Source organism: Hydrogenophaga sp. ZJX-1 (genome assembly GCF_048590325.1).
Taxonomy (GTDB): Bacteria; Pseudomonadota; Gammaproteobacteria; order Burkholderiales; family Burkholderiaceae_C; genus Hydrogenophaga.
The window spans coordinates 310,963-336,121 of the sequence record NZ_JBMBRA010000003.1; the positions used below are offsets into that span (position 1 = coordinate 310,963).

At 67.8% G+C, this 25,159-nt stretch carries 22 protein-coding genes; 10 read left to right on the forward strand and 12 right to left on the reverse strand.

The features are described 5' to 3' along the window. Positions 1-143: 143 nt before the first annotated feature. The 6 genes from ACN5W5_RS10285 (at position 144) to ACN5W5_RS10310 (ending at position 8,659) form a co-directional block, all read left to right on the forward strand. Positions 144-1,217, forward strand: a complete 1,074-nt coding sequence (locus ACN5W5_RS10285; protein ID WP_420048436.1) for a bifunctional riboflavin kinase/FAD synthetase — start codon at positions 144-146, stop codon at positions 1,215-1,217. 130 nt (positions 1,218-1,347) lie between these two features. Further along, positions 1,348-4,239: an isoleucine--tRNA ligase gene (gene ileS / locus ACN5W5_RS10290; protein ID WP_420048437.1), complete on the forward strand. Its 2,892-nt coding sequence runs from the start codon at positions 1,348-1,350 to the stop codon at positions 4,237-4,239. Beyond that, a complete protein-coding gene (lspA, locus tag ACN5W5_RS10295; protein WP_420048438.1) occupies positions 4,239-4,745 on the forward strand; it encodes a signal peptidase II in 507 nt (168 codons plus the stop codon). The genes ileS and lspA overlap by 1 nt, the downstream gene beginning before the upstream one ends. 73 nt (positions 4,746-4,818) lie before the next feature. Further along, entirely contained in the window at positions 4,819-6,477 is a 1,659-nt protein-coding gene (locus tag ACN5W5_RS10300; RefSeq protein WP_420048439.1) for a Na/Pi cotransporter family protein, read from the forward strand. A gap of 61 nt (positions 6,478-6,538) precedes the next feature. Further along, positions 6,539-7,690 (forward strand): aminotransferase class V-fold PLP-dependent enzyme, encoded by a 1,152-nt coding sequence (locus ACN5W5_RS10305; protein ID WP_420048440.1) that lies wholly within the window; start codon positions 6,539-6,541, stop codon positions 7,688-7,690. 12 nt (positions 7,691-7,702) lie between these two features. Further along, positions 7,703-8,659 carry a lytic transglycosylase domain-containing protein gene (locus tag ACN5W5_RS10310; protein ID WP_420048441.1) on the forward strand — a complete coding sequence of 319 codons (957 nt, stop codon included), beginning with the start codon at positions 7,703-7,705 and terminating at the stop codon, positions 8,657-8,659. Between the two features lie 18 nt (positions 8,660-8,677). Here ACN5W5_RS10310 and ACN5W5_RS10315 read toward each other — a convergent pair whose 3' ends face one another. Continuing rightward, complete coding sequence (locus ACN5W5_RS10315) at positions 8,678-9,670, reverse strand: quinone oxidoreductase family protein (protein WP_420048442.1); 993 nt, start codon at positions 9,668-9,670, stop codon at positions 8,678-8,680. A 121-nt stretch (positions 9,671-9,791) separates the two neighbouring features. On the opposite strand from ACN5W5_RS10315, the gene ACN5W5_RS10320 reads away from it, so the two are divergent. Further along, complete coding sequence (locus ACN5W5_RS10320) at positions 9,792-10,727, forward strand: DMT family transporter (RefSeq protein WP_420048443.1); 936 nt, start codon at positions 9,792-9,794, stop codon at positions 10,725-10,727. Positions 10,728-10,730: 3 nt separating this feature from the next. On the opposite strand, the gene ACN5W5_RS10325 is transcribed toward ACN5W5_RS10320, so the two are convergent. The 7 genes from ACN5W5_RS10325 to ACN5W5_RS10355 all read right to left on the reverse strand — a co-directional run bounded on the left by ACN5W5_RS10325 (position 10,731) and on the right by ACN5W5_RS10355 (position 17,717). Then, positions 10,731-11,528: an SDR family oxidoreductase gene (locus tag ACN5W5_RS10325; RefSeq protein ID WP_420048444.1), complete on the reverse strand. Its 798-nt coding sequence runs from the start codon at positions 11,526-11,528 to the stop codon at positions 10,731-10,733. 23 nt (positions 11,529-11,551) lie between these two features. Beyond that, the gene (locus ACN5W5_RS10330) at positions 11,552-12,472 is read right to left on the reverse strand and encodes a DMT family transporter (protein WP_420048445.1); all 921 of its coding nucleotides are present in this window, start codon (positions 12,470-12,472) and stop codon (positions 11,552-11,554) included. A 77-nt stretch (positions 12,473-12,549) separates the two neighbouring features. Continuing rightward, positions 12,550-13,269 (reverse strand): Crp/Fnr family transcriptional regulator, encoded by a 720-nt coding sequence (locus ACN5W5_RS10335; RefSeq protein ID WP_420048446.1) that lies wholly within the window; start codon positions 13,267-13,269, stop codon positions 12,550-12,552. A gap of 201 nt (positions 13,270-13,470) precedes the next feature. Then, positions 13,471-15,291, reverse strand: coding sequence for a GspE/PulE family protein (locus tag ACN5W5_RS10340; RefSeq protein WP_420048447.1), 1,821 nt, complete (start codon positions 15,289-15,291; stop codon positions 13,471-13,473). Positions 15,292-15,297: 6 nt separating this feature from the next. After that, complete coding sequence (locus ACN5W5_RS10345; protein WP_420048448.1) at positions 15,298-16,080, reverse strand: spermidine synthase; 783 nt, start codon at positions 16,078-16,080, stop codon at positions 15,298-15,300. Positions 16,081-16,371: 291 nt separating this feature from the next. After that, positions 16,372-16,866, reverse strand: coding sequence for a DNA-deoxyinosine glycosylase (locus ACN5W5_RS10350; RefSeq protein ID WP_420048449.1), 495 nt, complete (start codon positions 16,864-16,866; stop codon positions 16,372-16,374). Beyond that, complete coding sequence (locus tag ACN5W5_RS10355; RefSeq protein WP_420048450.1) at positions 16,863-17,717, reverse strand: TatD family hydrolase; 855 nt, start codon at positions 17,715-17,717, stop codon at positions 16,863-16,865. Before ACN5W5_RS10355 ends, ACN5W5_RS10350 begins: the two co-directional genes overlap by 4 nt. 75 nt (positions 17,718-17,792) lie before the next feature. On the opposite strand from ACN5W5_RS10355, the gene ACN5W5_RS10360 reads away from it, so the two are divergent. Beyond that, positions 17,793-18,239, forward strand: a complete 447-nt coding sequence (locus ACN5W5_RS10360) for an META domain-containing protein (protein ID WP_420048451.1) — start codon at positions 17,793-17,795, stop codon at positions 18,237-18,239. 4 nt (positions 18,240-18,243) lie between these two features. On the opposite strand, the gene lolD is transcribed toward ACN5W5_RS10360, so the two are convergent. Both lolD and ACN5W5_RS10370 read right to left on the reverse strand, forming a co-directional pair. After that, positions 18,244-18,918, reverse strand: a complete 675-nt coding sequence (gene lolD, locus ACN5W5_RS10365) for a lipoprotein-releasing ABC transporter ATP-binding protein LolD (protein WP_420048452.1) — start codon at positions 18,916-18,918, stop codon at positions 18,244-18,246. Continuing rightward, positions 18,911-20,167 (reverse strand): lipoprotein-releasing ABC transporter permease subunit, encoded by a 1,257-nt coding sequence (locus ACN5W5_RS10370; protein WP_420048453.1) that lies wholly within the window; start codon positions 20,165-20,167, stop codon positions 18,911-18,913. Before ACN5W5_RS10370 ends, lolD begins: the two co-directional genes overlap by 8 nt. Positions 20,168-20,213: 46 nt before the next feature. Between ACN5W5_RS10370 and ACN5W5_RS10375 the strand changes: the two genes are divergently transcribed. Together ACN5W5_RS10375 and recJ are read left to right on the forward strand one after the other, a co-directional pair. Further along, complete coding sequence (locus ACN5W5_RS10375; protein ID WP_420048454.1) at positions 20,214-21,221, forward strand: phosphoglycerate mutase; 1,008 nt, start codon at positions 20,214-20,216, stop codon at positions 21,219-21,221. Next, positions 21,218-22,954 (forward strand): single-stranded-DNA-specific exonuclease RecJ, encoded by a 1,737-nt coding sequence (gene recJ, locus ACN5W5_RS10380; RefSeq protein WP_420048455.1) that lies wholly within the window; start codon positions 21,218-21,220, stop codon positions 22,952-22,954. Before ACN5W5_RS10375 ends, recJ begins: the two co-directional genes overlap by 4 nt. A gap of 316 nt (positions 22,955-23,270) precedes the next feature. Here the strand turns inward: recJ and ACN5W5_RS10385 are convergent, their stop codons facing one another. Both ACN5W5_RS10385 and ACN5W5_RS10390 read right to left on the reverse strand, forming a co-directional pair. Continuing rightward, positions 23,271-24,014, reverse strand: coding sequence for a LytR/AlgR family response regulator transcription factor (locus tag ACN5W5_RS10385; RefSeq protein ID WP_420048456.1), 744 nt, complete (start codon positions 24,012-24,014; stop codon positions 23,271-23,273). Between the two features lie 36 nt (positions 24,015-24,050). Further along, entirely contained in the window at positions 24,051-25,112 is a 1,062-nt protein-coding gene (locus tag ACN5W5_RS10390) for a sensor histidine kinase (protein ID WP_420048457.1), read from the reverse strand. Positions 25,113-25,159 lie beyond the last annotated feature (47 nt).

The following is a 25,159-nucleotide window of genomic DNA, read 5'->3' on the forward strand; positions in this document are numbered from 1 at the left end:
CACGTTGATATTCAACCGGACAATCTGTCTTCAGGTCAGGCCCCGCGCCACTTGGGGCCCGCCTGTCATGTGTCAATATACAGCGCTTCTGTGACAAACACCTTGAACCGCGCCCGACACCCGGCATGGGGCGGGCATCGCCCATGAAAATCATCCGAGGACTCTGGAACCTGCAGCACGGCACCACCAGTGGGTCGCCACCCGGCTGCGCGCTCACCATCGGCAACTTCGATGGTGTGCACCGGGGCCACCAGGCCATGCTGGCGCTGCTGAACAACGAAGCCCGGCACCGCGATGTGCCCAGTTGCGTGATGACTTTCGAACCCCACCCGCGCGACTACTTTGCCGCCCTGCACCACAAGCCCGACCTGGCACCGGCGCGCATCGCCACCCTGCGCGACAAGCTCGAGGAACTGGAGCGCTGCGGTGTGGACCAGTGCGTGGTCCTGCCCTTCAACGCCCGGCTGGCCGGGCAGCCGCCGCAGGCCTTCATCGAAGACATGCTGGTCGCCGGCTTGGGCGTGCGCTACGTGCTGGTCGGCGACGACTTCCGCTTCGGCGCTCAGCGCGCGGGGGATTACGCCATGCTGGATGCGGCGGGCTCCCGGCTGGGTTTCGACGTCGCGCGCATGCAGAGCTACGAAGTCCATGGCATCCGGGTGTCCAGTTCCGCCGTGCGCGATGCGCTGGCCGCGGGCGACATGGACCGCGTGGCCACCCTGCTCGGTCGCCCCTACGCCGTGAGCGGGCACGTGGTGCATGGCCGCAAGCTCGGGCGCCAGCTGGCCGAAAGCCGCCCCGGCGCTGGCGACGGCTTTCGCACGCTCAACCTGCGCTTTGCCCACTGGAAACCGGCGGCGAGCGGCATTTTTGCGGTGCACGTGCACGGACTCACGCCCCAGGGCCAGCCCCTGGCGGGCGTGGCCAACCTCGGCGTTCGCCCTTCGCTGAACCCCGATGACGTGAACGGCGGGCGTGTGCTGCTGGAAACCCATTGCCTGGACTGGCCGGCCGACATGGCCGCCAGCCTGCCCGGCGGGGAGGCCTACGGTAAAATCATCCGCGTGGAACTGCTGCACAAACTGCACGACGAGCTGAAGTACGACGGTCTGGACGCCCTCACCCGGGGCATCGCCAAGGACCGAGACGATGCGCGTGCCTTTTTTGCGTCGCTGCACACCCAGACGCACCGCCAGACCACCCGCGACCGAATTTGAAGCCGCTGCCGGGGCGCCGAGCCCCGGGCCGCGCGCCCTCTGACAGGCTCGGGGCGACCCGCCCCCCCCGTGCGCCACGCCGCACCACCGAGCCCACCTTTGCCGATCCCGAATTCGAAAGCCGACCACCATGTCTGAAAAACCTGCTGCCCCGAAGACCGAGGCCAAGCCCGAAGCCAGCGCCTACCGCGCCACGCTGAACATGCCCGACACGCCGTTCCCAATGCGCGGCGACCTGCCCAAGCGCGAGCCCGCCTGGGTCAACGACTGGAACGGCGGTGGCCTGTACAAACGCCTGCGCGATGCCCGCCAGGGTGCCCCGCTGTTCGTGCTGCACGACGGCCCGCCCTACGCCAACGGCCAGATCCACATGGGTCATGCGGTCAACAAGGTGTTGAAAGACATGATCGTGAAATCGAAACAGCTCGCTGGTTTCGATGCCCAGTACATCCCCGGCTGGGACTGCCACGGCTTGCCAATCGAGAACGCGATCGAGAAGAAACACGGCCGCAATCTCAGCCGCGACGACATGCAGGCCAAGAGCCGCGCCTTCGCCACCGGGCAGATCGATCAGCAGCGCGAAGACTTCAAGCGCCTGGGCGTGCTCGGAGACTGGGAACGCCCCTACCTCACGATGAACCCGGGCAACGAAGCCGGCGAAATCCGCGCCTTCAAGCGCGTGATCGAGCGCGGTTTTGTCTACCGCGGCCTGAAGCCCGTGTACTGGTGTTTCGACTGCGGCAGTTCGCTCGCCGAGTTCGAAATCGAATACGCCGACAAGCAGAGCGACACGCTGGACGTGGCCTTTGAAACCGACGACGCGGTCAAGCTGGCCGCCGCTTTCGGGCTGACCGGCCTGCCCGCGGGCAAAACCGCCTTCGCCGTCATCTGGACCACCACCGCCTGGACCATCCCCGCCAACCAGGCGCTCAACGCCCACCCCGAATTGATCTACGCCCTGGTCGACACACCCATGGGCTGCCTGGTGCTGGCCGAAACCCTGGTCGAGAAGTGCCTGGAGCGCTTCGGCCTGCAAGGCAACGTGCTCGCCACAACCCAGGGCGACCAGCTCGGCGGCCTCAACTTCCGCCACCCGCTGTACGATGTGGACGCGGGTTACCAGCGTCTCGCCCCTGTCTATGTGGCCGACTACGTGAGCGACAGCGACGGCACCGGCATCGTGCACTCGGCGCCGGCCTACGGCGTGGACGACTTCAACTCCTGTGTCGCCAACGGCCTGGCCTACGACGACATCCTGAACCCGGTGCAAGGCAATGGCGCCTACGCGCCCGACTTCCCGCTGTTCGGCGGCCTGCACATCTGGAAAGCCGTGCCGGTCATCCTGGACGCGCTGAAGAACGCCGGCCGCCTGCTGGCCACGGTGAAGATCACCCACAGCTATCCGCACTGCTGGCGCCACAAGACGCCGGTGATCTACCGCGCCGCCGCGCAGTGGTTCGTGCGCATGGACGAGGGTGAAGGGGTGTTCACGAAAGACAAGGCGCCCAAGACCCTGCGCCAGCTGGCGCTCGACGCGATCGACCACACCCACTTCTACCCCGAGAACGGCAAGACCCGCCTGCGCGACATGATCGCCAACCGGCCCGACTGGTGCATCTCGCGCCAGCGCAGCTGGGGCGTGCCCGTACCCTTCTTCCTGCACAAGGATACGGGCGAGCTGCACCCGCGCACCATGGCCATCCTGGACCAGGCGGCCGACATCGTGGAACAAGGCGGCATCGAGGCCTGGAGCCGCGTGACGGCCGAAGAGATCCTGGGGGCTGACGCCCCGCAGTACACCAAGAGCACCGACATCCTCGAAGTCTGGTTCGACTCCGGCTCCACCTTCTGGCACGTGCTGCGTGGCAGCCACGCCCACGCCTACCCCAACGGCGCCGCGCACGCAGAAGGACCCGAGGCCAACCTCTACCTCGAAGGCCACGACCAGCACCGGGGCTGGTTCCACAGCTCACTGCTGCTGGCTTGCGCCATCTATGGCCGCGCGCCGTATCGCGGCCTGCTCACCCATGGCTTCACCATCGACAGCCAGGGCCGCAAGATGAGCAAGTCACTGGGCAATGGCCTGGACCCGCAAGAGGTCAACAAGAAGCTGGGCGCCGAGATCATCCGCCTGTGGGTTGCCTCTTCCGACTATTCGGGCGATATCGCCGGCGACGACAAGATCCTCGCCCGCGTGGTCGATGCCTACCGCCGCATCCGCAACACGCTGCGCTTCCTGATGGCCAACGTGTCGGACTTCGACCCGGCCACCGATGCCGTGCCGCTGGACCAGATGCTGGAGATCGACCGCTACGCGCTGGCCCGCGCCAGCGAGCTGCAGGCGCAGATCCTGGCGCACTTCGATGTCTACGAGTTCCACCCGGTGGTGAGCAAGCTGCAGGTCTACTGCTCGGAAGACCTGGGCGCGTTCTACCTCGACGTGCTGAAGGACCGCCTGTACACCACGGCGCCCAAGAGCCTGGCGCGCCGCTCGGCCCAGACCGCACTGCACCAGATCACCAACGCCATGCTGCGCTGGATGGCGCCGTTCCTGAGTTTCACGGCCGAAGAGGCCTGGGGCCATTTCGCCGGTGAAAAGAGCCAGGGCTCGATCTTCTTTGAGACCTTCTCGCCACTGCCATCAGCGAACGAAGCACTGCTGGCCAAGTGGAACCGCATCCGCGCCATCCGCGACGTGGCCAACAAGGCCATCGAAGACCTGCGCACCGCGGGCCAGGTCGGCGCCTCGCTGCAGGCCACGCTGGTGATCACCGCCGGCGCCGACGACGCGGCTCTGCTGCGCTCGCTGGGCGACGACCTGAAGTTCGTCACCATCACGTCCGCCGCCACGGTGATGGACGGTGCCGAACTGCAGGTGGCGGTGGCGCCCAGTGCGGCTCAGAAATGCGAGCGCTGCTGGCACTACCGCGACGACGTGGGCGCCGATGCGGCCCACCCCACGCTCTGCGGCCGCTGCGTGAGCAACCTGCACGGCAGCGGTGAACAGCGGGTGATCGCCTGATGGCCAGGATCAAAGGCTCTCTCTGGCCGTGGCTCGGACTGGCGGTCGCCATCGTGCTGCTGGACCAGTTCACCAAGGTGCTGATCCTCGGCAACTACCGCCTCGGCGACAGCACCACCGTCACCAGCTTCTTCAACGTGGTCCGCGTGCACAACACCGGCGCCGCGTTCTCCTTCCTGGCCTCGGCCGGGGGCTGGCAGCGCTGGTTCTTCACCGCCGTGGGCGTGGCGGCGGCGGTGTTCATCGTCTGGATGCTGCGCTCGCACCCGGGGCAAAAGCTCTTTGCGTTTGCGCTGGCCTGCATCCTGGGTGGCGCCATCGGCAACGTGGTGGACCGCGTGCTGCACGGCTACGTGGTGGACATGCTGGACTTTCACTGGGGTTTCCTGTCGGGCCTGTTCCCGGGCGGGCACTTCCCAGCCTTCAACATCGCCGACACGGGCATCACCATCGGCGCGATCGCGCTGATTCTGGACGAGATCCTGCGCGTCAGGCGCAGCCGCTGATCCTGCCGGGGCTCACGGCCAGTGGGCACCCGCGCCAGGGGCGTTCTGGCGGGGCGTATAGTTTTCCCCAGACATGAAACACTTGCTGAATCTGCTGGCGGCCATTGCGCTGCTGGTCTGGGGCACCTACCTTGTTCGCACCGGCGTGCTGCGCGTCTTTGGCAGCAACCTGCGCCAGATGCTCGCCGCGAGCATGGGCAACCGCTTCACCGCCGCGCTCTCCGGCCTGGGCGTCACGGCCTTGGTGCAGTCGAGCACCGCCACCGCGCTCATCACCGCGTCCTTTGTGGGCCGCGGGCTCATTGCCTTGCCCGCCGCGCTGGCCGTGATGCTGGGCGCCGACATCGGCACCAGCCTGATGGCGGTGGTGTTTTCCTTCGACCTCTCCTGGCTTTCACCACTGTTCATCTTCGTCGGTGTCACGCTGTTCATCTCGCGCCAGGGCACGCAGGTGGGCGACGTGGGCCGCGTGCTGATCGGCCTGGGCCTGATGCTGCTGGCCTTGCAGCTGGTGAGCCAGTCCACCGCCGTGCTCACGCGCAACCCGGCGGTGCAGCTGATGCTGGAGTCGCTCACCAGCGACCGCATGCTGGAGATCCTCGTCGGCGCCACGCTGTCGGTGCTGGCGTATTCGAGCCTCGCCGTGGTGTTGCTCACGGCCGCGCTGGCCCTGCAGGTGGTGGGCGTGGACGTGGCGCTGGGTCTGGTGCTGGGTGCCAACCTCGGCAGCGGCCTGCTGGCCGTGATCACCACCGCCCAGACCAACCGCGCCACGCGCCAGGTGCCCATCGGGAACCTGCTGTTCAAACTGATGGGCGTGGCCATAGCGCCCTGGCTCATCCCGATCTGGCTCGCGCTCGTGCAACCCCATGTACCCGACCCGGCGGCGCTCACCGTGCTGTTCCACCTGAGCTTCAACCTCATGGTCGGCCTGTTCTTCATCGGCCTCACGCAGCCTGTGGCCGGCTGGGTGGAGAAGCTGCTGCCGCTGCAAGAGGCGGGCGGCGCCCTCAACCGGCCCAACCACCTGGACCCTTCGGCCCTGGCCACGCCGTCGCTGGCCATCTCGTGCGCGGCGCGCGAAGCGCTGCACCAGGCCGACGTGGTGGAGACCATGCTGCGCGGCGTGATGACCGTCATCAAGACCAACGACCTGCAACTGGCGCAGGACCTGCGCAAGATGGACGACACGGTGGACAGCCTGTACTCGGCCATCAAGTACTACCTGACCAAACTCTCGCGTCAGCAATTGAGCGAAACCGAGAGCCGGCGCTGGACCGACATCATCAGCTTCACCATCAACATGGAGCAGATCGGCGACACGGTGGAACGCGTGCTGCTCGACATCGAGGACAAGAAAATCCGCAAGGGCCGCGAATTCTCGGAAGCCGGCCTGACCGAGATCAGCGCCATGCACGCGCGCCTGCTCGACAACCTGCGCCTGGGCATGAGCGTGTTCCTCGACGGCAACGTGCGCGATGCGCAGCGCCTGCTCGAAGAGAAAGTGCGCTTCCGGGAAATGGAGCGCGCCTACGCCAGCAGCCACCTGGAGCGGCTGTCCGATCAGACCATGCCCAGCATGGAGAGCAGTTCGTTGCACATCGACCTGATCAGCGACTTGAAGCGCATCAACTCGCACATCTGCTCCATCGCCTACCCCATCCTGGACTCGGCCGGCGTGCTCGCACCCAGCCGCCTGCGCACCCCACCGCCGCCCGCCAGCCGACACTGATTTCGGCTTGCTGTGCTAATCTGACAGACCCGCTTCCAGAGCGACCTGCCAGGAGACACACATGCCCGGATTGCTGCCCCACATCGACCCCGATGGCTTGCTCGAATTTTCGGTGGTCTACACCGACCGCGCGCTCAACCACATGTCCAAGCGCTTCCAGGGCGTGATGACCGACATCTCGGCCATGCTCAAGCGCGTCTACGGCGCGCACTCGGCCGTGCTGGTGCCGGGCAGCGGCACCTTCGGCATGGAATCGGTGGCGCGCCAGTTTGCGCACGGCCAACATGTCATGGTGATCCGCAACGGCTGGTTCAGCTACCGCTGGACGCAGATCTTCGACATGGGCTCGATCCCCGCCAGCCACACCGTCATGAAAGCGCGCCGCACCGCCGAGGGCGCGCAGGCCGCCTGGGCGCCTGCACCGATTGAAGACGTGAAGGCCACCATCGCAAAAGAGAAACCTGCCCTGGTCTTTGCGCCGCACGTGGAAACCGCCGCCGGCATGATGCTGCCCGACGACTACCTGCGCGCGGTGGCCGACGCGGTGCACGCCGTGGGTGGCCTGTTCGTGCTGGACTGCATCGCCTCGGGCGCGATGTGGGTGGACATGAAAGCCACCGGTGTTGACATCCTGATTTCAGCGCCGCAAAAGGGCTGGAGCAGCTCACCCTGCTGTGCCATGGTGATGCTGAGCGAACGCGCCCGAAAGGCCATCGACACCACCCAGAGCACCACCTTCGCCATGGACCTGAAGAAGTGGCTGCAGATCATGGAAACCTACGAAGGCGGTGGCCACGCTTACCACTCCACGCTGCCGACCGACGCCCTGCTGCGGCTGCGCGACACCATGAAGGAAACCGAGGCCTACGGCTACGCCAAAGTGCGCGATGAACAGATCGCCCTGGGTCGCGCCGTGCGCGCGTTGCTGGAAGAACACGGCTTCCCCAGCGTGGCGGCGCCGGGCTTCCAGGCGCCGGGGGTGGTGGTGAGCTTCACCACCGATCCCGACATCCAGTCGAGCAAAAAATTCCTCGCCGCCGGCCTGCAGACCGCCGCAGGCGTGCCGCTGCAGTGCGACGAAGGTGCGGACTTCAAGACCTTCCGCATCGGCCTCTTTGGTCTCGACAAGTGGCACGACGTGGACAGCACCCTGGACCACCTGCGCACGGCCTTGCGGACCGTGGCACAGCAACCGGCGGCGGCGCTGGCCTGATGGGAGAACACGGTGCGCTGGCGGCAGACCTTGCTGACGCTGGCCACACTGGCCGGCGCGGTGCCGGCGGTGGGCGCTGAAACCGGCATCGTCATTGCCTTGCGCACCCTTGGCGACCACACCCCTGAGGTGGCCACCGACGGCGGGCCTGCCCTTCCCCAGTTGCTGGAGCAAGGCCAGGCGGCCATGGGCGCATTGGACTTTCATCTGGCGGCGCAACACTACTGCAGCGCTGCGCGCCAGGGCAGCGTGGACGGACAGTACCGTCTCGGCCGCCTGCTGCTGCTGCAGCGCAGCGTGCCGAAAGCGCAGGCCCAGGGGCGCTTCATGCTGGCGCTGGCGGCCCGGAATGGCCACGCCGAAGCCCTCCAGTTCTTCGACGAGCCCGGCCTGGTCCCAATGGACGAGCAGCGCCCGCAGTGCCTGCCCGAGCCGGTGGCCGGGTCGCTGGAGGACCGCACCGAGCCCGTGAGCCACGAAGTGGTGAAACGCTATCTGGACCAGCTGAACCGGGAACGCCGCCGCTGGGCCCAGCGGGTGCAGGAACGCGCGCCCTACTACGGCGTGGACCCGCGCCTCGCGGTATCCATCGTGCGCGCGGAGTCGAACTTCAACCCGTTAGCGGTGTCGCCCAAGAACGCCCAGGGGCTGATGCAGCTCATCCCCGCCACGGCCAAGCGGTTTGGGGTGCGCAACCTGCTGGACCCCCAGCAGAACATCGAAGGCGGACTGGCCTACCTGCGCTGGCTGCTGCTGCGTTTTGACCACGATGTGGTCAAGACCTCGGCAGCCTACAACGCCGGCGAAGGCGCGGTCGATCGCCACCAGGGTGTGCCACCCTTTCCCGAGACGCAAGCCTATGTGGCGCGCATCCTGGGTTTCTATCTGGCCACACGGCACCAGCCGCCGCCAGCCCCCAAGGGCAAGGCGGCGCCGCTCAAGACCGACCGGTCCTCACCCAGGGGCTGATCGCCCCTGGCGGCCCGGCTATGGCAGCAGGATGGTGCAGCCCGTGGTCTGGCGCGCCTCCAGGCTGCGGTGCGCGGCCTGCACGTCGGTCAGCGCAAAACGCTGGTCGATGCGGATCTTCACGTCGCCGCTGCCCACCACCGCGAACAGCTCGTCGGCCATGGCCTGCGTGCGCTCACGGCTGGTGATGTGGGTGAACAGCGTCTGGCGCGTCACATACAACGAACCCTTGGGGCCCAGGATGCCGGGCGCGAACGGCGCCACCGGGCCGCTGGCGTTGCCGAAACTCACCATCAGGCCAAACGGCATGAGGCAGTCGAGCGATTTGTCGAACGTGTCCTTGCCCACCGAGTCGTAGACCACCTTCACGCCTTGGCCACCGGTGATCTCTTTCACGCGGGCGGTGAAGTCCTCGGTCCGGTAGTTGATCGTGAACTCGGCGCCATGCTCGCGTGCCAGCGCGCATTTTTCGTCCGAACCCGCGGTGCCGATCAGGCGCAGACCCAGCGCACGTGCCCACTGGCAGGCGATCAGTCCGACGCCTCCGGCCGCGGCGTGGAACAGCACGAAATCACCCCGCTCCAGTCCCTCGACCGGCTTGCAGCGCTTCAGCAGGTACATCGCGGTCAGGCCCTTGAGCATCATGGCCGCGCCGGTCTCGAAGCTGATCGCGTCGGGCAGCTGGCAGACGTTCATGGCTGGCATCACGCGCACATCGCTGTAGCTGCCTGGCGGATTGGCGGCGTAGGCCGCGCGGTCACCCACTTTCAGGTGCGTCACTCCCTCGCCCACGGCCTCGATCACGCCCGCGCCTTCCATGCCCAGGGCCAGCGGCATGGCGTTCGGGTACAGGCCGGAGCGCTGGTACACGTCGATGAAGTTCAGGCCGATGGCTTTGTGGCGGATGCGCACCTGGCCCGGGCCGGGCTCGCCCACGTCCAACGTGTCGATCACCAGTTGTTCGGGGCCGCCGGTGGCGTGGATGCGCACGGCGCGGGTGGTCTGGGTCATGGGAATCTCCTGTTTTTTTGAAACGACCCACATGCTGCCACGAAACGGCCGTGTCGCCTGCGGGGCAGATGCACAGGCCCCGCTCCAGCGCGGGACATGACCGTGTGGGTACAGTCGCCGCATGTCCGCACACGCACCGCGCCTCACGCCGTCCACCATCGCCCTGCTGCTGATCCCGCCACTCATGTGGGCGGGCAACGCCATTGTCGGGCGGCTGATGCAAGGCAGCGTGCCCCCCATCACCTTCAATTTCCTGCGCTGGGTGGTGGCGCTGGTGCTGCTGTTGCCCCTGGCGGGTGCGGTGCTGCGACCCGGCAGCGGCCTGTGGAGCCATTGGCGGCGGTTTGCCCTGCTGGGTCTGTTGAGCGTGGCGCTGTACAACGCGCTGCAATACATGGCCCTCAAGACCTCCACCCCGATCAACGTCACCCTCGTCGCGGCGAGCATGCCGGTCTGGATGCTGCTGCTCGGGCGTGTGTTCTATGGCGTGCCGATTGCGCGCCGTGCCGCGCTGGGCGCCGCGTTGTCCATCACCGGTGTGGCCGTGGTGCTGGCGCGCGGCGACTGGCGCCAGCTGATGAGCGTGCAGCTGGTGCCGGGCGACGCCTGGATGCTGCTGGCGGCCATCACCTGGGCCGCTTACAGCTGGCAGCTGGCGCGCCCACCGGCGGGCAGCGAACCGACCCATATCCGCACGGATTGGGCCGCTTTCTTGCTGGCACAGGTGGTGATGGGCCTCGTCTGGTCCGGCGCCATGACCGCCGGCGAATGGGCCCTGCTGCCCGCGCCGCCCGAAGGCCAGCACCACCTGCAATGGGGCTGGCCGCTGGCGCTGGCCCTGCTGTATGTGGCCGTGGGCCCTTCGCTGCTGGCCTACCGCGCCTGGGGCGCCGGCGTGGCCCGCGTCGGCCCGACCACCGCCGGCTTCTTCAGCAACCTCACGCCACTGTTCGCCGCCGTCATGTCCGCCACGTTACTGGGCGAGTTGCCGAAGCTGTACCACGCGGCAGGATTTGTGCTGATCGTGGGCGGGATCCTGGTCAGCTCGCGGCGGTGAGCCTCAGAAGGTGCCGGGAAACGCTCCGCCGTCGGGCAGGATGTTCTGGCCATTGAGATAGCCCGCCGGCACGCTGCAGAGGAAGGCGCAGATGGCGCCGAACTCGGCCGGCGTGCCAAACCGTTTGGCCGGAATCTGCGCCATCTGTGCCGCGCGCACCTCGTCCACGCTCCGGCCGGTCTTGCTCGCCGCGCCAGCCAGCGTGCCTTTCAGACGGTCGGTATCGAACTTGCCGGGCAGCAGGTTGTTGATGGTCACGCCTTGCGCCGCGAGGCCGCTGCGCGCCACGCCGGCCACGAAGCCGGTCAGGCCGCTGCGCGCACCGTTGGAGAGGCCCAGGATGTCGATCGGCGCCTTCACCGCGCTGCTGGTGATGTTGACGATGCGGCCAAAGCCGCGCGCCGCCATGCCGTCCACCGTGGCCTTGATGAGTTCGATGGGCGTGAGCATGTTGGCGTCCACGGCCTTGATCCAGGCTTCGCGGTCCCAGCTGCGGAAGTCGCCGGGCGGCGGGCCACCCGCGTTGGTGACCACCATGTCGAATGCCGTACCCGGCCCGCCGGCCACGCCCAGCGCCGCGGCCCGGCCTTCCGTGGTGGTGATGTCGGCGGCCACGGCGATCACCTGCACGCCGGGCGATGCGGTGCGGATGCCGGTGGCCGAAGCTTCCAGCGCCTCACGCCCACGTGCCACCATCACCAGGTTCACGCCCTCGCCCGCCAGCGCCTGCGCGCAGCCCAGCCCCAGTCCCTTGCTCGCGCCGCAGACCAGCGCCCACTTGCCTTTGATGCCGAAATCCATGTCTGTGTCTCCTTGTCAAAAAATCACTGGCCCACTGCGGGCTTGCCAAAGCGCGTCACCAGGAACACGCCCGAGAGCACCAGCGCCGTGCCCGCCACGATCCAGCCGTTGAACGGTTCGTCCAGGATCAGCACGCCCATGGCGATGGTGGACATGGGGCCGATCATGCCGGTCTGCGCCGCCAGACCCGCGCCGATGCGCTCGATCGCCATCATCACCATCAGCACCGGCGCAAAGGTGCACAAGGTGGCGTTGAGCAGCGAGAGCCAGATCACCTCGGGCGCCACATCGGCCGCGCTCAGCGGGCGCAGGAGAACGAACTGCAGCAGGCACAGGCCGCAGGCGACGCTGGTGGCCAGGCCCACCAGACGCAGCGAGCCCAGGCGTTTGACCAGTTCACCGCTGTAGACGAGGTAGATCGCGTAGCTGATGGCGCTGCCGAACACCAGCAGCGTGCCCAGCACGGCGTTCGGCCCCTGGAAGCCGGCCTCGTGACCGAACACCAGCAACACGCCCGCGTAGCTCACGGCCATGGCCAGCGCCTGCAGGCCGCTGATGCGCCGCTGGTAGACGAACCAGCCGAGCACCAGCACCAGCGTGGGGTTGAGGTACAGGATCAGCCGCTCCAGGCTGGCGCTGACGTATTGCAGACCCCAGAAATCGAGAAAGCTCGCGAGGTAGTAACCGGTGAACCCCAGGCCGGCGATGCCGAGCCAGTCCTTGCCGGTGAGCGCGGCCTTGCCCCGGCTGGCCCACCAGGCCAGCGCCAGGAACAGCGGCAGTGCGAACAGCATGCGGTACATGATCAGCGTGACCGCGTCGACGCCGTGGCGGTAGGCCAGTTTGACAATGATGGCTTTGCCGCTGAAGGCGATGGAGCCTGCGCTGGCGAGCAGAAGACCGGTGGCGAGATGGGGGGCGGGAGTCACGGAGGGAGCAGGCATTGCTCCGATTATCGGTAGACCCCGCGCGACCCGCTGTCGCGCCAGGGCATGACCGCTCGGGAGAGCGGGTCCGCCCCTCAGGCTTTGGGCGCCGACAGCAGCGCGGCATCCACCACGCGGTAGGTGCGGCCCTGCTTGTCGAGTGGCTCGATCAGTCCCTCGCGTTCGAACGCGGAGATCGTGCGGCTCACTGTCTCCAGCTTGAGGTCGAGCATGGCACCCATGTCTTCGCGCGAAAACAGGTTGGCCACCGTGGGGTCGTGCTCCGCCCGCATCTTGAGAATGAGGCCGGCCACGCGCTGGCGCGCGTTGCCGAAGTTGAGCTCGGCCAGCCAGTCGTCCGCTTCTTTCAGGCTGCGGTGCCACTGCTCCATCAGGCGCTGGTGCAGGCGCGGCGTTTCGCGGTTCAGGCGCTGGATCACCTGCAGCGGCAGGCGGCACACCTTGATGCTGGTCAGCGCAATGGCGTCGGAGTCGTACACCGGACCCATCAGGGCTTCCAGGCCGATCACGTCGCCCGAGCGCAGCACGCGCACGATGCGCTGGCGCCCGTCGACGGTGTTGCGTACCAGCTTGATCACCCCCGAACGCAGGGTGTAGAGCGACGTGGCCGTCTCGCCCATGCGCACCAGCGGCTGACCCGCGTTGAATTCGAGGTCATCGATGGGCGCGTGGATCAGGTTGAAGTCCTCTTCGCGCAGGTCGGCAAACAGCACCATCTCGCGGATGCCGCAGTTGCGGCAATCGGCGGTGCCGCGCCAGGCGGATTCGGTCTTGATCGGGATCATCTCGGACATTTCAGCAAGCGGACGTGTGGAGACCGGAATATAAGCCCTTGCTGAAAATCATGGACAACGATCCGGTCAAACGTTTGGCACATCGCGCAGCCGCGGCGTGAGGGGCATCGTTTCGCCGCAGGGCCGCCCCAAGGCGAAACAGCCCCCTCGGGGGCAGCGACCCGCGCAGCGCGGTGACAGTCCGCAAGGGGACCATGGCCCTCACCCGCTCACAGGCGGCGTGCAGGCCAGCACCTCGTCCATCGTCGTCAGGCCTTCGGCCACGCGCGCGGCCCCGGCCAGGCGCAGCGGCCGCATGCCGTCCTTCACCGCCTGGCTGCGCAAGGCTTCGAGCACGGGCTCGCGGCTCACCTTGCTCTTGAAAGTTTCGGTGACCACGAGCAACTCGTACAGGCCCGAGCGACCGTGGTAACCGGTCATGCGGCAATCGACACAGCCCACCGGCCGGTAGGGCTGGTACTTGCCGCTGACCTGCCAGGGTTTGACCAGCTCGGTCAAGGCTTCGCGCGATGCGTTGGTTTCGGCATCGTCCTCGCGGACGCGGCAGACCGGGCAGAGGGTGCGTACCAGGCGCTGCGCCAGCACACCGAGCACGGTGGCGTTGATCAGGTAGGGTGGGATGCCCAGCTCCATCAGTCGCATGATGGCCGACGGGGCGTCGTTGGTGTGCAGCGTGGTGAACACCAGGTGGCCGGTGAGCGCAGCCTGCACCGCCATCTCGGCGGTGGGCAGGTCGCGCACCTCGCCCACCATGATGATGTCGGGGTCCTGCCGCATCAGGGCACGCAGGCCCTGCGCGAAGTCCAGGTCCAGGTGCGGTTGCACCTGGGTCTGGTTGAAGGCCGGCTCGATCATCTCGATCGGGTCTTCCACCGTGCTCACGTTGACCTCTTCGGTCGCCAGGCGTTTGAGGGTGGCGTACAGCGTGGTGGTCTTGCCCGAGCCGGTCGGACCGGTCACCAGCACGATGCCGTGCGGCTTGCTGGTGAGCGATTCCCAGCGCTGGGCATCGTGCGGTGAAAAACCCAGCGCGCTCAGGTCTTTCACCGTGGCTTCGGGGTCAAAAATGCGCATCACCAGTTTTTCACCAAAAGCGGTGGGCAGCGTGGACAGGCGCATTTCAACTTCATCGCCCCGCACCGCCCCAACGCCGGGGCGCAGGGTCTTGATGCGGCCATCCTGCGGCCGGCGCTTTTCGACCACGTCCATGCGGCCGAGCAGCTTGATGCGCGCGATCATCGCGTTCATCACGCCCATGGGCATCTGGTACACCGGGTGCAACACGCCGTCGATGCGGAAGCGGATCACGCCCTGCTCGCGCCGCGGCTCCAGGTGGATGTCGCTCGCGCGCTGGTCGAAGGCGTATTGCCAGAGCCAGTCCACCACCTGCACCACGTGCTGGTCGTTGGCGTCGAGCTGCTTGTTGGCCTTGCCCAGCTCCACCAGTTGCTCAAAGCTGCCAAAACCCGCCTGGCCACCCAGCTTGCTCGCCGCGCGAACCGATTTGGCCAGCGCAAAAAACTCGGCCGTGTAGCGCGCCACGTCCTGCGGACTCGCCAGCACCAGGCGCACGCTCTTGCGCGTCTGGCGCTCCACCTCGGGCACCCAATCCTGGATGAAGGGCTCGGCCGTGGCCACCACCACCTCCGCCACACCCACCTGCACCGGCAACACCTTGTGGCGCTCGGCGTAGGCCGCGCTCATCACGTCGGCCACCTTGCCCACGTCAACCTTCAGCGGGTCGATGCGGAAGTAATCGATACCGCTGCGCCTGGCCAGCCACTGGGTAAGCTGCTCGATGTCAAGCACATGGCCATCGGCCTCGCGCGCCACGCCCACCACCGCGAGCCGCTGCAGCGGGTGCTGGGCGCTGTGCGCCGAGGCACAACGCGCCACCGTGCGGGCCGCCTCGTCCGCCGAGATCACGCCATCATCGCGCAGCCAGCCCACCAGCGTGCGCCAGTCGAGCGGCCCAGGTTGATGAACAGGCTTGGGCGTCGGGGCCTTGGTGGTGGTCTTCATGGGGGTTCAGGCAACCGGTTTGAAAATGCGCAACCATTTGACCGCTGGCAGGCGCCAGCGCGACTGGATCTCTTCGGCCCGCGCCAGCAGCGCCATGCGTGTGGGGCGGTCGGCGGTGCGCTGCGCCAGCACGATGGTGTTGCCCTCGCGCGTGGGCTTGAAGGCCCACACCGCGTCATCACCAAACGCCGCGCAGATGCTTTGCAGCGAGCGCTCGTAGCTCGCATCGCGGCCAAAGAGATTGACCGTCATGACGCCCTCGTCGGTCAGCACCGAGCGGCAGTCGGCGTAGAAATCGGGGCTGTCGAGCACGGGCGCTGCGGCTTCGTGGTCGTACAGATCGACCTGCAGCGCGTCGATCTGGCCGGTGTGCGCCGGATTGCGGATTTCCTGCTCCGCATCGGCCAGCAGCACGCGCAGGCGCGGGCCGTCGGGCGGCAGCTTGAACCAGCCACGGCAGGCAGCCAGCACCTGCGGGTTGATCTCGATCGCCGTGGTGTCCATGCGCAGCTGCTTGTAGTGGAACTTGGTCAAAGCGGCCGAGCCCAGCCCGAGCTGCATGGCCCGGCGCTTGCCCACGGAATCGGGCTCCACGAACAGCAGCCAGGCCATCATGCGCTGCACATAGTCGAGCTCGATATCGAACGGCGCGTCGATGATCATCGAGCCCTGGATCCACTCGGTGCCCAGGTGCAGGAAACGCACTTCGCCGTCTTCGGACATGGTCACGTCGGGCAGCGTCTGCGGCCCGGTGCGGCGGCGGGCCGCTGCGTTGGCTCCGCTCTTCATGCGCGGACTCCTGTGCGGTCACCGCCCAACAGGCGGGGGAACCATGCCCCGGGGTGGCGGGCGGGCAAACCCCCTGAATCCGTCGCTGCGCGGACCGGCAACCAATACTGCATCTTTGTCACTTCTGGAACTGCAAAGCGATCATTATGAACATGGAGTTCGTCATGGCTTTCTCGCGCCGGGTGGCTTTTCTCCTGGGCCCGTGTTTCTGGCCTGCATGGTGCCGGGACGATGAAGCCGGGCCGGGGGACATGAGCGGCGCAGCAAGCCCGCGAGGTCTACGCCCTGGACCTACGCAACCCCATGCCGCCGCAACACCTCAGCCCAGGCCATCAGCTTGCGATCAAACGACCAGCTCGCGTTCGCCGGGCTGGTCGATGGCAACTTGTACACCGGCAGCCCGAACGCCGACGTGTGCTTGGCGTGCCGGTAACTCTCACCCCCGTTGTGCGCAATTCCCTCCAGCAACGGACACTGCCGCTGCGCCCACGCGAAGTCATTGAGTTCGGCGGCGCGGATGTCGGCGTCCAGACTGCCCTCGCGTTCACAGGCGCCGTACACGTCCCACAGCCCCAGACCGTGCCCGTGCAGCGCGGCGATGCGTTCGGCATACGGCAGCGTGATCAGTGGCTGCTGCCAGAGCGCCCCCAGGATCTTCCAGAACTGGTTCTGCGGGTGGCCGTAATACTGCTGCGCGCGCAGCGAAGCCACGCCCGGAAAACTGCCCAGCACCAGCAGGCGCGTGCGCGCGTCCAGCACCGGCGGCAAACCCTGCAGGCGGCTCAAGCCACGGCCCCGCCAGCCGCCAACGCCGCCAGTTTGGGCAGCGCCACCAGGGCGTTGGCACTGGTTGCCCGCGCCAGCGCGTCGGCCGGCACACCCCGCAGATCTGCCACCACCTGCCCGATGTGCGGCACTTCGGCGGGCGTGTTCACGCCCTGCGAACGGCCCGCAGCGCGCTCGGCCGCCGTTGCATACAGCCAGTGCGGCGGGATGTCGGGGGCATCGGTTTCCATCACCAGCGCCGACAGCGGCAGTTCAGCCGCCAGCCGACGCAACTTCAACGCAGCCTCAAACGTCACCGCACCACCAAACCCGAGCTTGAAGCCGAGATCCAGAAAGGCCTGCGCCTGCTGCGCGCTGCCGTTGAAGGCGTGCGCAATGCCGCCCGCCACCGGCAGCTCGCGCAACGCGCCCAGCAAGGCGTCGGCGCTGCGCCGCACGTGCAGGATCACCGGCAGGCCGTGCCGGCGCGCCAGCCGCAGCTGCGCGCGGTAAAAGCGGGTCTGGCGCTCGCGCATGGCGGGCTCGCACAACGCGGGCAAGAAGAAGTCCAGCCCGATCTCGCCCACCGCCACCAGCTGCGGATCGCCGCGGTGTTCGGTCAGCGCCGCGTCCAGCGCATCCAGGTCTTCGTCCCGCGCGCGCGGCACGTACATCGGGTGGATGCCCAGCGCGTAGGCGTCGCCCAGCCGGTGCGCCAGCAGGTGCACAGTGTCAAAGTTGCTGCGCTCCACCGCCGGGATCACGCACCAGCCCACGCCCAGCCCGCGCGCGCGCTCACGCGCCTCCACCGCCAGCGCATGGTCGGCGCCGAATTCGGGGGCATCAAGGTGGCAATGGGTGTCGATCCACATGGCGGTATAACCGCGATTGTGCCGCCTGGTCCTCGCCCGTTGGCGGGGCGACCGACACAACCTCAGAGGATCTCCATGAACACTGCGCTCCCCAACCTTCTTCGCCCTTTCGCCTGGCTGGGCCTGTTGCTGGCCGTTTCCCTGGCCGCCTGCGCCGGCCAGCCCGCCGCCGCACCCTCCCCGGTCTCGCTCGTCGGCACCGAATGGCGGCTGGAAGCCCTGGGCGACAGCGCCGTGATGGAGCGCTCGCAGGCGACGCTGACCTTCCCCGAGGCGGGTCGCGTCGCCGGCAACGGTTCGTGCAACCGCTTCTTCGGTTCGGTCCGCATCACGCAGGGCCACATCGGCTTCGACCAGATGGGTTCGACCAAGATGGCCTGCATGGGTCCGGCGAACGAGCAGGAGGTGCGCTATCTCGCGGCCCTGCAGAAGGCCGAGCGCTACGAGCTGCGGGGCCGCACGCTGCTGATCCACGTGAAGGGCATGGCGCAGCCGCTGCGCTTCGCCCAGACCGCGCCCTGAGTACTCAGGTCAGCACGCCGGCCGTCAACCGCAGGACGCGCCCGCAGCGCGCGGCCAGGGTCTCGTCGTGCGTGACGACGATGAAGGCCGTGCCCTGGTCGCGGGCGAGCTGCATCATGAGCTCGAACACGCCGTCGGCGGTGCTGCGGTCGAGGTTGCCGGTGGGCTCGTCGGCCAGCACGCAGGCCGGCTGTGTCACCAGCGCGCGCGCGATCGCCACCCGCTGACGCTCGCCGCCCGAGAGCTCGGACGGCCGGTGGTGCAGGCGGCCAGCCAGTCCGACGCGCGTCAGGGTCTGGGTGGCGATCTCGGCCGCTTCGGCGCGTGGCAGGCGGCGGATCCACAGCGGCATCGCCACGTTGTCGCGTGCGCTGAATTCGGGCAGCAGGTGGTGGAACTGGTAGACGAAGCCGAGGTGCCGGTTGCGCAGCGCGCCCTGCTGCGCCGCGCTCAGGCCCGACATTGTCTGCCCCATGAGCTGCACGCTGCCGCTGGTGGGCGCGTCCAGGCCGCCCAGCAGGTGCAACAGCGTGCTCTTGCCCGAGCCGGAAGCGCCGACGATGGCCACGGTTTCGCCCTGGCGCACCGACAGGTCCACGCCTTGCAGCACCGTCACGTCGAGCCGGCCTTCGGTGAAGCGCTTGGTGAGGCCGGTGGCCTGAAGTACAACTTCACTCATAGCGCAAGGCCTCTGCGGGATTGACGCGACTTGCGCGCCAGCTCGGGTAAATGGTCGCAACGAAAGACAGCGCCAGCGAAATCAGTCCCACCGGCAGGATGTCACCCTGCTGTGGGTCGCTGGGCATGCGGCTGATGAGGTACACGTCCTGCGGCAGGAAGCTCGCGCCCAGCAGGCGCTCCAGCGCAGGCACCAGCGTGTCGATGTTGAACGCCACGCCCAGGCCCAGCAGCAGGCCGGCGCCGGTGCCGATGATGCCCACCATGGCGCCCTGCACCATGAACACACCCATGATGCTCTGCGGGCTCGCGCCCAGCGTGCGCAGGATGGCGATGTCGGCGCGCTTGTCGGTCACCGTCATCACCAGCGTGGACACCAGGTTGAACGCCGCCACCGCCACGATCAGCGTGAGGATGATGAACATCATGCGTTTTTCCAGCTGCACGGCGGCGAACCAGGTGCGGTTCTGGCGCGTCCAGTCGCGCACCAGCAGACCCGGATCGAGGTCGGCGGCGATGGCAATGGCCACCTCGCGCGCTTCGTGCAGGTTCTTGATCTTCACACGCACCCCCGTCGGCCCCTCGACGCGGAAGATGCGCGCGGCGTCGTCCTGGTGCAGCAGCGCCAGCGCCGAGTCGTACTCAAAGTGGCCCGAATCGAAAGTGCCCACCACGGTCATCTGCCGGATGCGCGGCACCACGCCCGCGGGCGTGACCTGCCCGCTGGGCGCGATCAGGGTCACCGTATCGCCAGTGCCCACGCCCAGACTGCGCGCCAGCTCGCCACCGAGGATCACGCCAAATTCGCCCGGCACGAGCCGCGGCAGCACGGTGTCGGCGAGGTCGGCCACGAGGTCGGTCACCTTGGGCTCCAGCGCCGGGTCGATGCCGCGCACCAGCGCGCCCTTCATGTCTTCGCCGCGCGCGATCAGGGCCTGCGCCCCCACGAACGGCGCCGCGCCCAGCACTTCGGGGTGGCGCTCGATGATGGCCAGCGTGTCGGCCAGATTGGGGATCGCCTGGCCACCCGGCTCGAAGACCTCGATGTGGGAGAGCACGCCCAGCATGCGGTCGCGCACCTCTTTCTGGAAACCGTTCATCACCGACAGCACGATGATGAGCGCGGCCACGCCCAGCGCGATGCCCAGCATGGACACGCCCGAGATGAAAGAAATGAAGCCGTTGCGCCGGGTGGCGCGGCCGGCGCGCGTGTAGCGCCAGCCGAGAATGAGTTCGTAAGGGGTTTGCATCGTTGGAGTCCAGCCGGAGATTGTGGCATCCCCGACAATCGCCTCCATGCCCGTTGCCCCCATGGCCCCAGAAGCCCCGCCTCCATTGCCCAACCGCCTGCTGATCCCGTTTGCCAGCGCCAGTGCGCCGGAGTGCCTGGCGGTGCTGAACGGCCTGCGCCTGCCGAACCTGCAGGCCCTGCTGGCCGAACTGGCGCCCGCAACCACCGACACTGGCGACGACCACAGCCTGAGCCTGCCGCACGAGCGCGCGCTGGCGCGGGCGCAGGGGCTGGTGAAGGCGGACGGATCCGCCTGCGAAGACGGTCAGATCCCGTGGGCCGCCGCCGCCAGCGCCGACCCGACCACGCCGCAAGCCTGGTTCAGCCCCTGCCATTTCCAGATCGGCACGGACCATGTGAGCCTGCTGCCGGGCGATCAGATCGGCTTGACCGATGAAGACGCCCGCGGCCTGTTCGACGCGTTCGCGCCCTATTGCGCGGAAGACGGCATCACCCTGCGCTTTGAGAGCGCCACGCGCTGGCACGCCAGCGGCGAACCGCTGCGCGGCATCGCCTGCGCCAGCCTGGACCGTGTGAGCGGCCGCCCGGTCGACGGCTGGATGCCCCAGAGCCCCGCCAACCCGACCGGCAGCCAGTTGCTCAAGCGCCTGCAAAGCGAGGCGCAGATGCTTTTCTACACGCACCCGGTGCACGATGCGCGCACCGCCCGCGGCCTGCTGCCGGTCAACGGTTTCTGGGTCAGCGGCGCGGGTGCCCTGGAAACGCCCACACCCTTGCAGCCGGCACCAACCGTTCCCGACACCCTGCGCCAAGCCGCGCTGCGCGCCGACTGGGCCGCCTGGCAACAGGCCTGGGCGCAGCTGGACGCCACAGCCATCAAAGCCCTGCTGGAAGCCGCGCGCCGTGGCGAGCCGGTCACACTCACACTGTGCGGCGAGCGTGGCGCGCAAACCTGGGTCAACGCACCACGCGGTGCCGGCCCACGCCTCGGCCGCCTGTTCAAAAACCTGCTGGGCACGCCCCCGGCCTGGAAAGCCCTCGAAACCCTATGAAGATCATCACCCGCGATGTACCGCCCCGCGCCGCCTGGGCGCTGGAACAGGGCGGCGTGCACCCGCTGCTGGCCCGCCTGTTCGCCGCGCGCGGCATCACCAGCAAGGAGCAGCTCGACGACGCGCTCTCGCTGCTGCTGCCGCCCGCTTCCATGAAAGGCGCTGCCGAAGCCGCCCGCGCGCTGGCCGACGCCATGGCCGCGAACAAAGCCATCTGCATCGTGGCCGACTACGACTGCGACGGCGCCACCGCCTGCGCGGTCGGCCTGCGCGGCCTGCGCCTGCTGGGCGCACCCACGGGTTTTGACCGCGTGAACTACCTCGTGCCCGACCGCGTGACCGACGGCTACGGCCTCACACCCGCCATCGCCAGGCGCGTGAAGGCCCAGGGTGCCGACGTGCTGGTGACGGTAGACAACGGCATCGCCAGCCTCGATGGCGTGCGCGCCGCGCGCGAGCTGGGCCTGCAGGTGATCGTGACCGACCACCACCTGCCCGCGCTGAAAGGCGGCGAAGTCGTGGTGCCTGCCGACTGCGTGATCGTCAACCCCAACCAGCCGGGTTGCGACTTCGAGAGCAAGTCGATCGCCGGCGTGGGTGTCATGTTCTACGTGCTGCTGGCGCTGCGCGCCGAATTGCGTGAGCGCGGCGTGTTCGATGCGCAATCACAGCCCAAGATCGACACGCTGCTGCCCCTCGTGGCGCTCGGCACGGTGGCCGACGTGGTCAAGCTCGACGCCAACAACCGCCGCCTCGTGGCCCAGGGCCTCAAACGCGTGCGCGCCGGCGCCATGCCGCCGGGCATGACGGCGCTGTTCAACGTGGCGGCTCGGCAGCCGCAAAAAGCCACCAGCTTCGACTTCGGCTTCGCCCTCGGCCCGCGCCTGAACGCCGCCGGGCGTCTGGCCGACATGACGCTGGGCATCGAATGCCTGACCACCGACGACGGCCTGCGCGCCGACGAATTGGCGCGCACACTCGATGGCATCAACCGCGAGCGCAAGGCGATTGAAGGCGAGATGCGCGACCAGGCGCTGCTGCTGGCCGAAGAAATGTTCGACGAATCCGAAGAGCCGCCGCCGGCACTGATCGTGTTCGACCCGGACTTCCACGAAGGCGTGGTCGGCATCGTCGCTTCGCGTCTGAAGGACAAGATGCACCGACCCACCTTCGTGTTCGCCGCCAGCGGCGCCGAGGGCAAGGAAAACGAGCTGAAGGGCTCGGGCCGGTCCATTCCCGGCTTCCACCTGCGCGACGCGCTCGACCTCGTGGCCAAACGCCACCCGGGCGTCTTGTTGCGCTTCGGTGGCCACGCCATGGCGGCGGGTTGCACCATCGACGAGGAACACCTGGACATCTTTGAGGCCGCGCTGCAGCAGGTGGCCCACGAGTGGCTGGATGCCGCCACGCTGCAACGCCGCATGGAGGCCGACGGTGTGCTGGACAAGCAGTACCGCCGCACGGATCTGGTGGACACGCTGCACAAGGAGGTGTGGGGCCAGGGTTTTGCGCCGCCGGTGTTCTGCGAAGAGCTGCAGATCGTGTCGCAGCGTCTCGTGGGTGAGAAGCATCTGGCGCTGAAGATGAAGCACCAGGGCGATCCGGTGGACGGCATCTGGTTTGGGCACACCGAGCCGTTGCCCGAGCGCGTGAAACTGGCGTTCCGGCTGGATGCGGACGAGTGGCAGGGGCAGCGGCGGGTTCGGTTCTTGATTGAGGCTGCGGAGGTCTGAGGTCGAGGGTCATTCCTCTCGCCGAACTTGCACGCTGGCGAGACCATGGCGCTCTGCGCCGCTCATGTCCCCCGGCCCGGCTTCGCCGGCCCTCCTCCTTGACTTCGCTCTGCAGAACACCATGGTCTCGCCAGCAAGAGTCGGGCGGGCACTCAAGCATTGAGCCGTCCGAGCGCAGGTGAGGTCATCGGCGAGCGGGGTGACTGATGCAGCGAAGTAAAGGAGGAGGCGGCTTCAGCCGCCGGGGGACATGAGCGGAATCGGTTACCCCGGTTGCCGATGACCGAAGCTTCCGGAGCCCCAAGCCGCAAAAAACTCAGCTCATCAGCGCTTCACGAACAGCCGCCAGCTGACGACGCGAAACCGACAACCGCTCGTCCACCCCATCGAGCCTCACCGTCCAGCCCTCACCCTCCACCGGGTCGGTGTACTTCTCCACCGCCCGCACTGCGCGGCGCGCCACCAGCGCATTGCGGTGCACACGCACGAACAGGTGCGCGTATTTTTGCTCCAGATCGCTCAAGGCACCGTCGTAGATGTGCTCCTTCTCCGCCGTGCGCACTGTGATGTATTTCAGTTCGGCCTTGAGGTAGATCACGTCCGACAGCGCCACGCGCTCGCTGCGCCCGCGCTCCTGGATCAGCAGGCTGTCCACGGCGCCAGAAGCTTCCGCGCCCTCGCCGCCCACATTGCGCAGGCGCTGCGCTTTCTGCAGCGCCTGCTGCAGGCGCTCCAGCCGGACCGGTTTGGTCAGGTAATCGATGGCCTCCAGGTCAAAAGCCCGCACCGCATGCTCGGCATAGGCCGTGACAAAAATGATCTGCGGCGGCGATGCCATCTGGCGCAAACTGGCGGCCAGCGCCATGCCGTCGACACCGGGCATGTGAACGTCCAGCAGCACCAGATCACAGGCCGTGCGCTGGATCTGCTCCATCGCCTGCACCGCGTTGGCCGCTTCGCCCACGATCTCGGTGCGCGGATCGGCGCAATCGCCCAGCAGCGTGCGCAGCCGCGTACGGGCCAGTGTCTCATCGTCGACGATCAAAACCTTCAATGCCATGCCACGCTCCCTTGCTGTCAGGCTCGAAACAACAGCTTATACCGGTATTTCAAGGCGAACCTGAAACACGTCATCGACCAGTGCGCTCTGAAACCGGCCCTGCACGTCGTGCAACAGGGCCAGGCGCTGGCGCACGTTGTCCAGCGCCAGCCCGTTACCCCTGGTGCCGCTGCCCGCCGGCACGGTGTTGGTCACCTTGATCACCACCACGCTGCCACGCCGCTGCGTGCTGATGCGCACCACGGCACCGGTGGGGCTGGGCTCCACGCCGTGCTTGACCGCGTTTTCCACCAGCGGCTGCAGGATCAGCGGCGGCAGCCGGGCCCCGGAGGCCGACTCGTCGATGCTCCATTCCAGCCGCAGGCGAGCACCAAAACGCACCTGCTCGATCGCCAGGTAGTGCCGTGCCAGCTCCAGTTCCTGGCTCAGCGGTACCGCTTCTTTGGAGTCGGCCAGCGCGTGCCGGAACAGTTCGCTCAGGTCTTCGAGCAGGCGCTCGGCCTTGGCAGGCTCAGCCCGCACGAGCGCGATCGCGCTGTTGAGCGTGTTGAACAGAAAGTGGGGCCGGATGCGGGCCTGCAGCTCCGCCAGCCGAGCCGTGGTGCTCGCCGGTGTGCGGGCGCGGGCGCGCCAGACCAGCGCCGCCACCAGCACCGCCGCCAGCAACGCACCCGAGGCCGCGCTGGCCAGCCAGGGCGCCGGATCCACCAGCCCCATCCAGTACAACAGTGCGCAGCCATACAGCGCAGCCAGCGCACCGAGCGTGACGCCCGCGGTCCACTGCGCCGGCATCGGCAGGGAGCCCAGGGGCCGCTTGAGCGCGCAAACGCCCAGCAACCAGACCAGGGTCGCAGGCAGGGCAGCGCCCGTCAGCATGGCCATCTGGCCGGCCCAGGCCCACAGACCCTGCGCGCCGAACAGCGCCGCCACCCACACAACGGCCTGCACGAACAGCACCGCCCGCAACACCACGCCGACCTTGCAGGTGTCGAACACCAGTTCGCTGGCGCGCACCGGCTCGGGCATGCGCCGCAAGGGCCGCATGCCGGCCGCTGGCGCCAGGTCCTGGAAGCTCGATAAAATTCGGGAGTCTTGCATGGCTCGCACTATAGGCTGCGACCGCCCGGATATGGGCAGCACAGATC

What these genes read in the sequence shown, in the direction of transcription:
- ACN5W5_RS10285 (WP_420048436.1), top strand. Translation starts at nt 144, where the DNA reads ATGAAAATCATCCGAGGACTCTGGAACCTGCAGCACGGCACCACCAGT.
- ileS (WP_420048437.1), top strand. Translation starts at nt 1,348, where the DNA reads ATGTCTGAAAAACCTGCTGCCCCGAAGACCGAGGCCAAGCCCGAAGCC.
- lspA (WP_420048438.1), top strand. Translation starts at nt 4,239, where the DNA reads ATGGCCAGGATCAAAGGCTCTCTCTGGCCGTGGCTCGGACTGGCGGTC.
- ACN5W5_RS10300 (WP_420048439.1), top strand. Translation starts at nt 4,819, where the DNA reads ATGAAACACTTGCTGAATCTGCTGGCGGCCATTGCGCTGCTGGTCTGG.
- ACN5W5_RS10305 (WP_420048440.1), top strand. Translation starts at nt 6,539, where the DNA reads ATGCCCGGATTGCTGCCCCACATCGACCCCGATGGCTTGCTCGAATTT.
- ACN5W5_RS10315 (WP_420048442.1), bottom strand. Translation starts at nt 9,670, where the DNA reads ATGACCCAGACCACCCGCGCCGTGCGCATCCACGCCACCGGCGGCCCC.
- ACN5W5_RS10320 (WP_420048443.1), top strand. Translation starts at nt 9,792, where the DNA reads ATGTCCGCACACGCACCGCGCCTCACGCCGTCCACCATCGCCCTGCTG.
- ACN5W5_RS10325 (WP_420048444.1), bottom strand. Translation starts at nt 11,528, where the DNA reads ATGGATTTCGGCATCAAAGGCAAGTGGGCGCTGGTCTGCGGCGCGAGC.
- ACN5W5_RS10330 (WP_420048445.1), bottom strand. Translation starts at nt 12,472, where the DNA reads ATGCCTGCTCCCTCCGTGACTCCCGCCCCCCATCTCGCCACCGGTCTT.
- ACN5W5_RS10335 (WP_420048446.1), bottom strand. Translation starts at nt 13,269, where the DNA reads ATGTCCGAGATGATCCCGATCAAGACCGAATCCGCCTGGCGCGGCACC.
- ACN5W5_RS10340 (WP_420048447.1), bottom strand. Translation starts at nt 15,291, where the DNA reads ATGAAGACCACCACCAAGGCCCCGACGCCCAAGCCTGTTCATCAACCT.
- ACN5W5_RS10345 (WP_420048448.1), bottom strand. Translation starts at nt 16,080, where the DNA reads ATGAAGAGCGGAGCCAACGCAGCGGCCCGCCGCCGCACCGGGCCGCAG.
- ACN5W5_RS10355 (WP_420048450.1), bottom strand. Translation starts at nt 17,717, where the DNA reads ATGTGGATCGACACCCATTGCCACCTTGATGCCCCCGAATTCGGCGCC.
- ACN5W5_RS10360 (WP_420048451.1), top strand. Translation starts at nt 17,793, where the DNA reads ATGAACACTGCGCTCCCCAACCTTCTTCGCCCTTTCGCCTGGCTGGGC.
- lolD (WP_420048452.1), bottom strand. Translation starts at nt 18,918, where the DNA reads ATGAGTGAAGTTGTACTTCAGGCCACCGGCCTCACCAAGCGCTTCACC.
- ACN5W5_RS10370 (WP_420048453.1), bottom strand. Translation starts at nt 20,167, where the DNA reads ATGCAAACCCCTTACGAACTCATTCTCGGCTGGCGCTACACGCGCGCC.
- ACN5W5_RS10375 (WP_420048454.1), top strand. Translation starts at nt 20,214, where the DNA reads ATGCCCGTTGCCCCCATGGCCCCAGAAGCCCCGCCTCCATTGCCCAAC.
- recJ (WP_420048455.1), top strand. Translation starts at nt 21,218, where the DNA reads ATGAAGATCATCACCCGCGATGTACCGCCCCGCGCCGCCTGGGCGCTG.
- ACN5W5_RS10385 (WP_420048456.1), bottom strand. Translation starts at nt 24,014, where the DNA reads ATGGCATTGAAGGTTTTGATCGTCGACGATGAGACACTGGCCCGTACG.
- ACN5W5_RS10390 (WP_420048457.1), bottom strand. Translation starts at nt 25,112, where the DNA reads ATGCAAGACTCCCGAATTTTATCGAGCTTCCAGGACCTGGCGCCAGCG.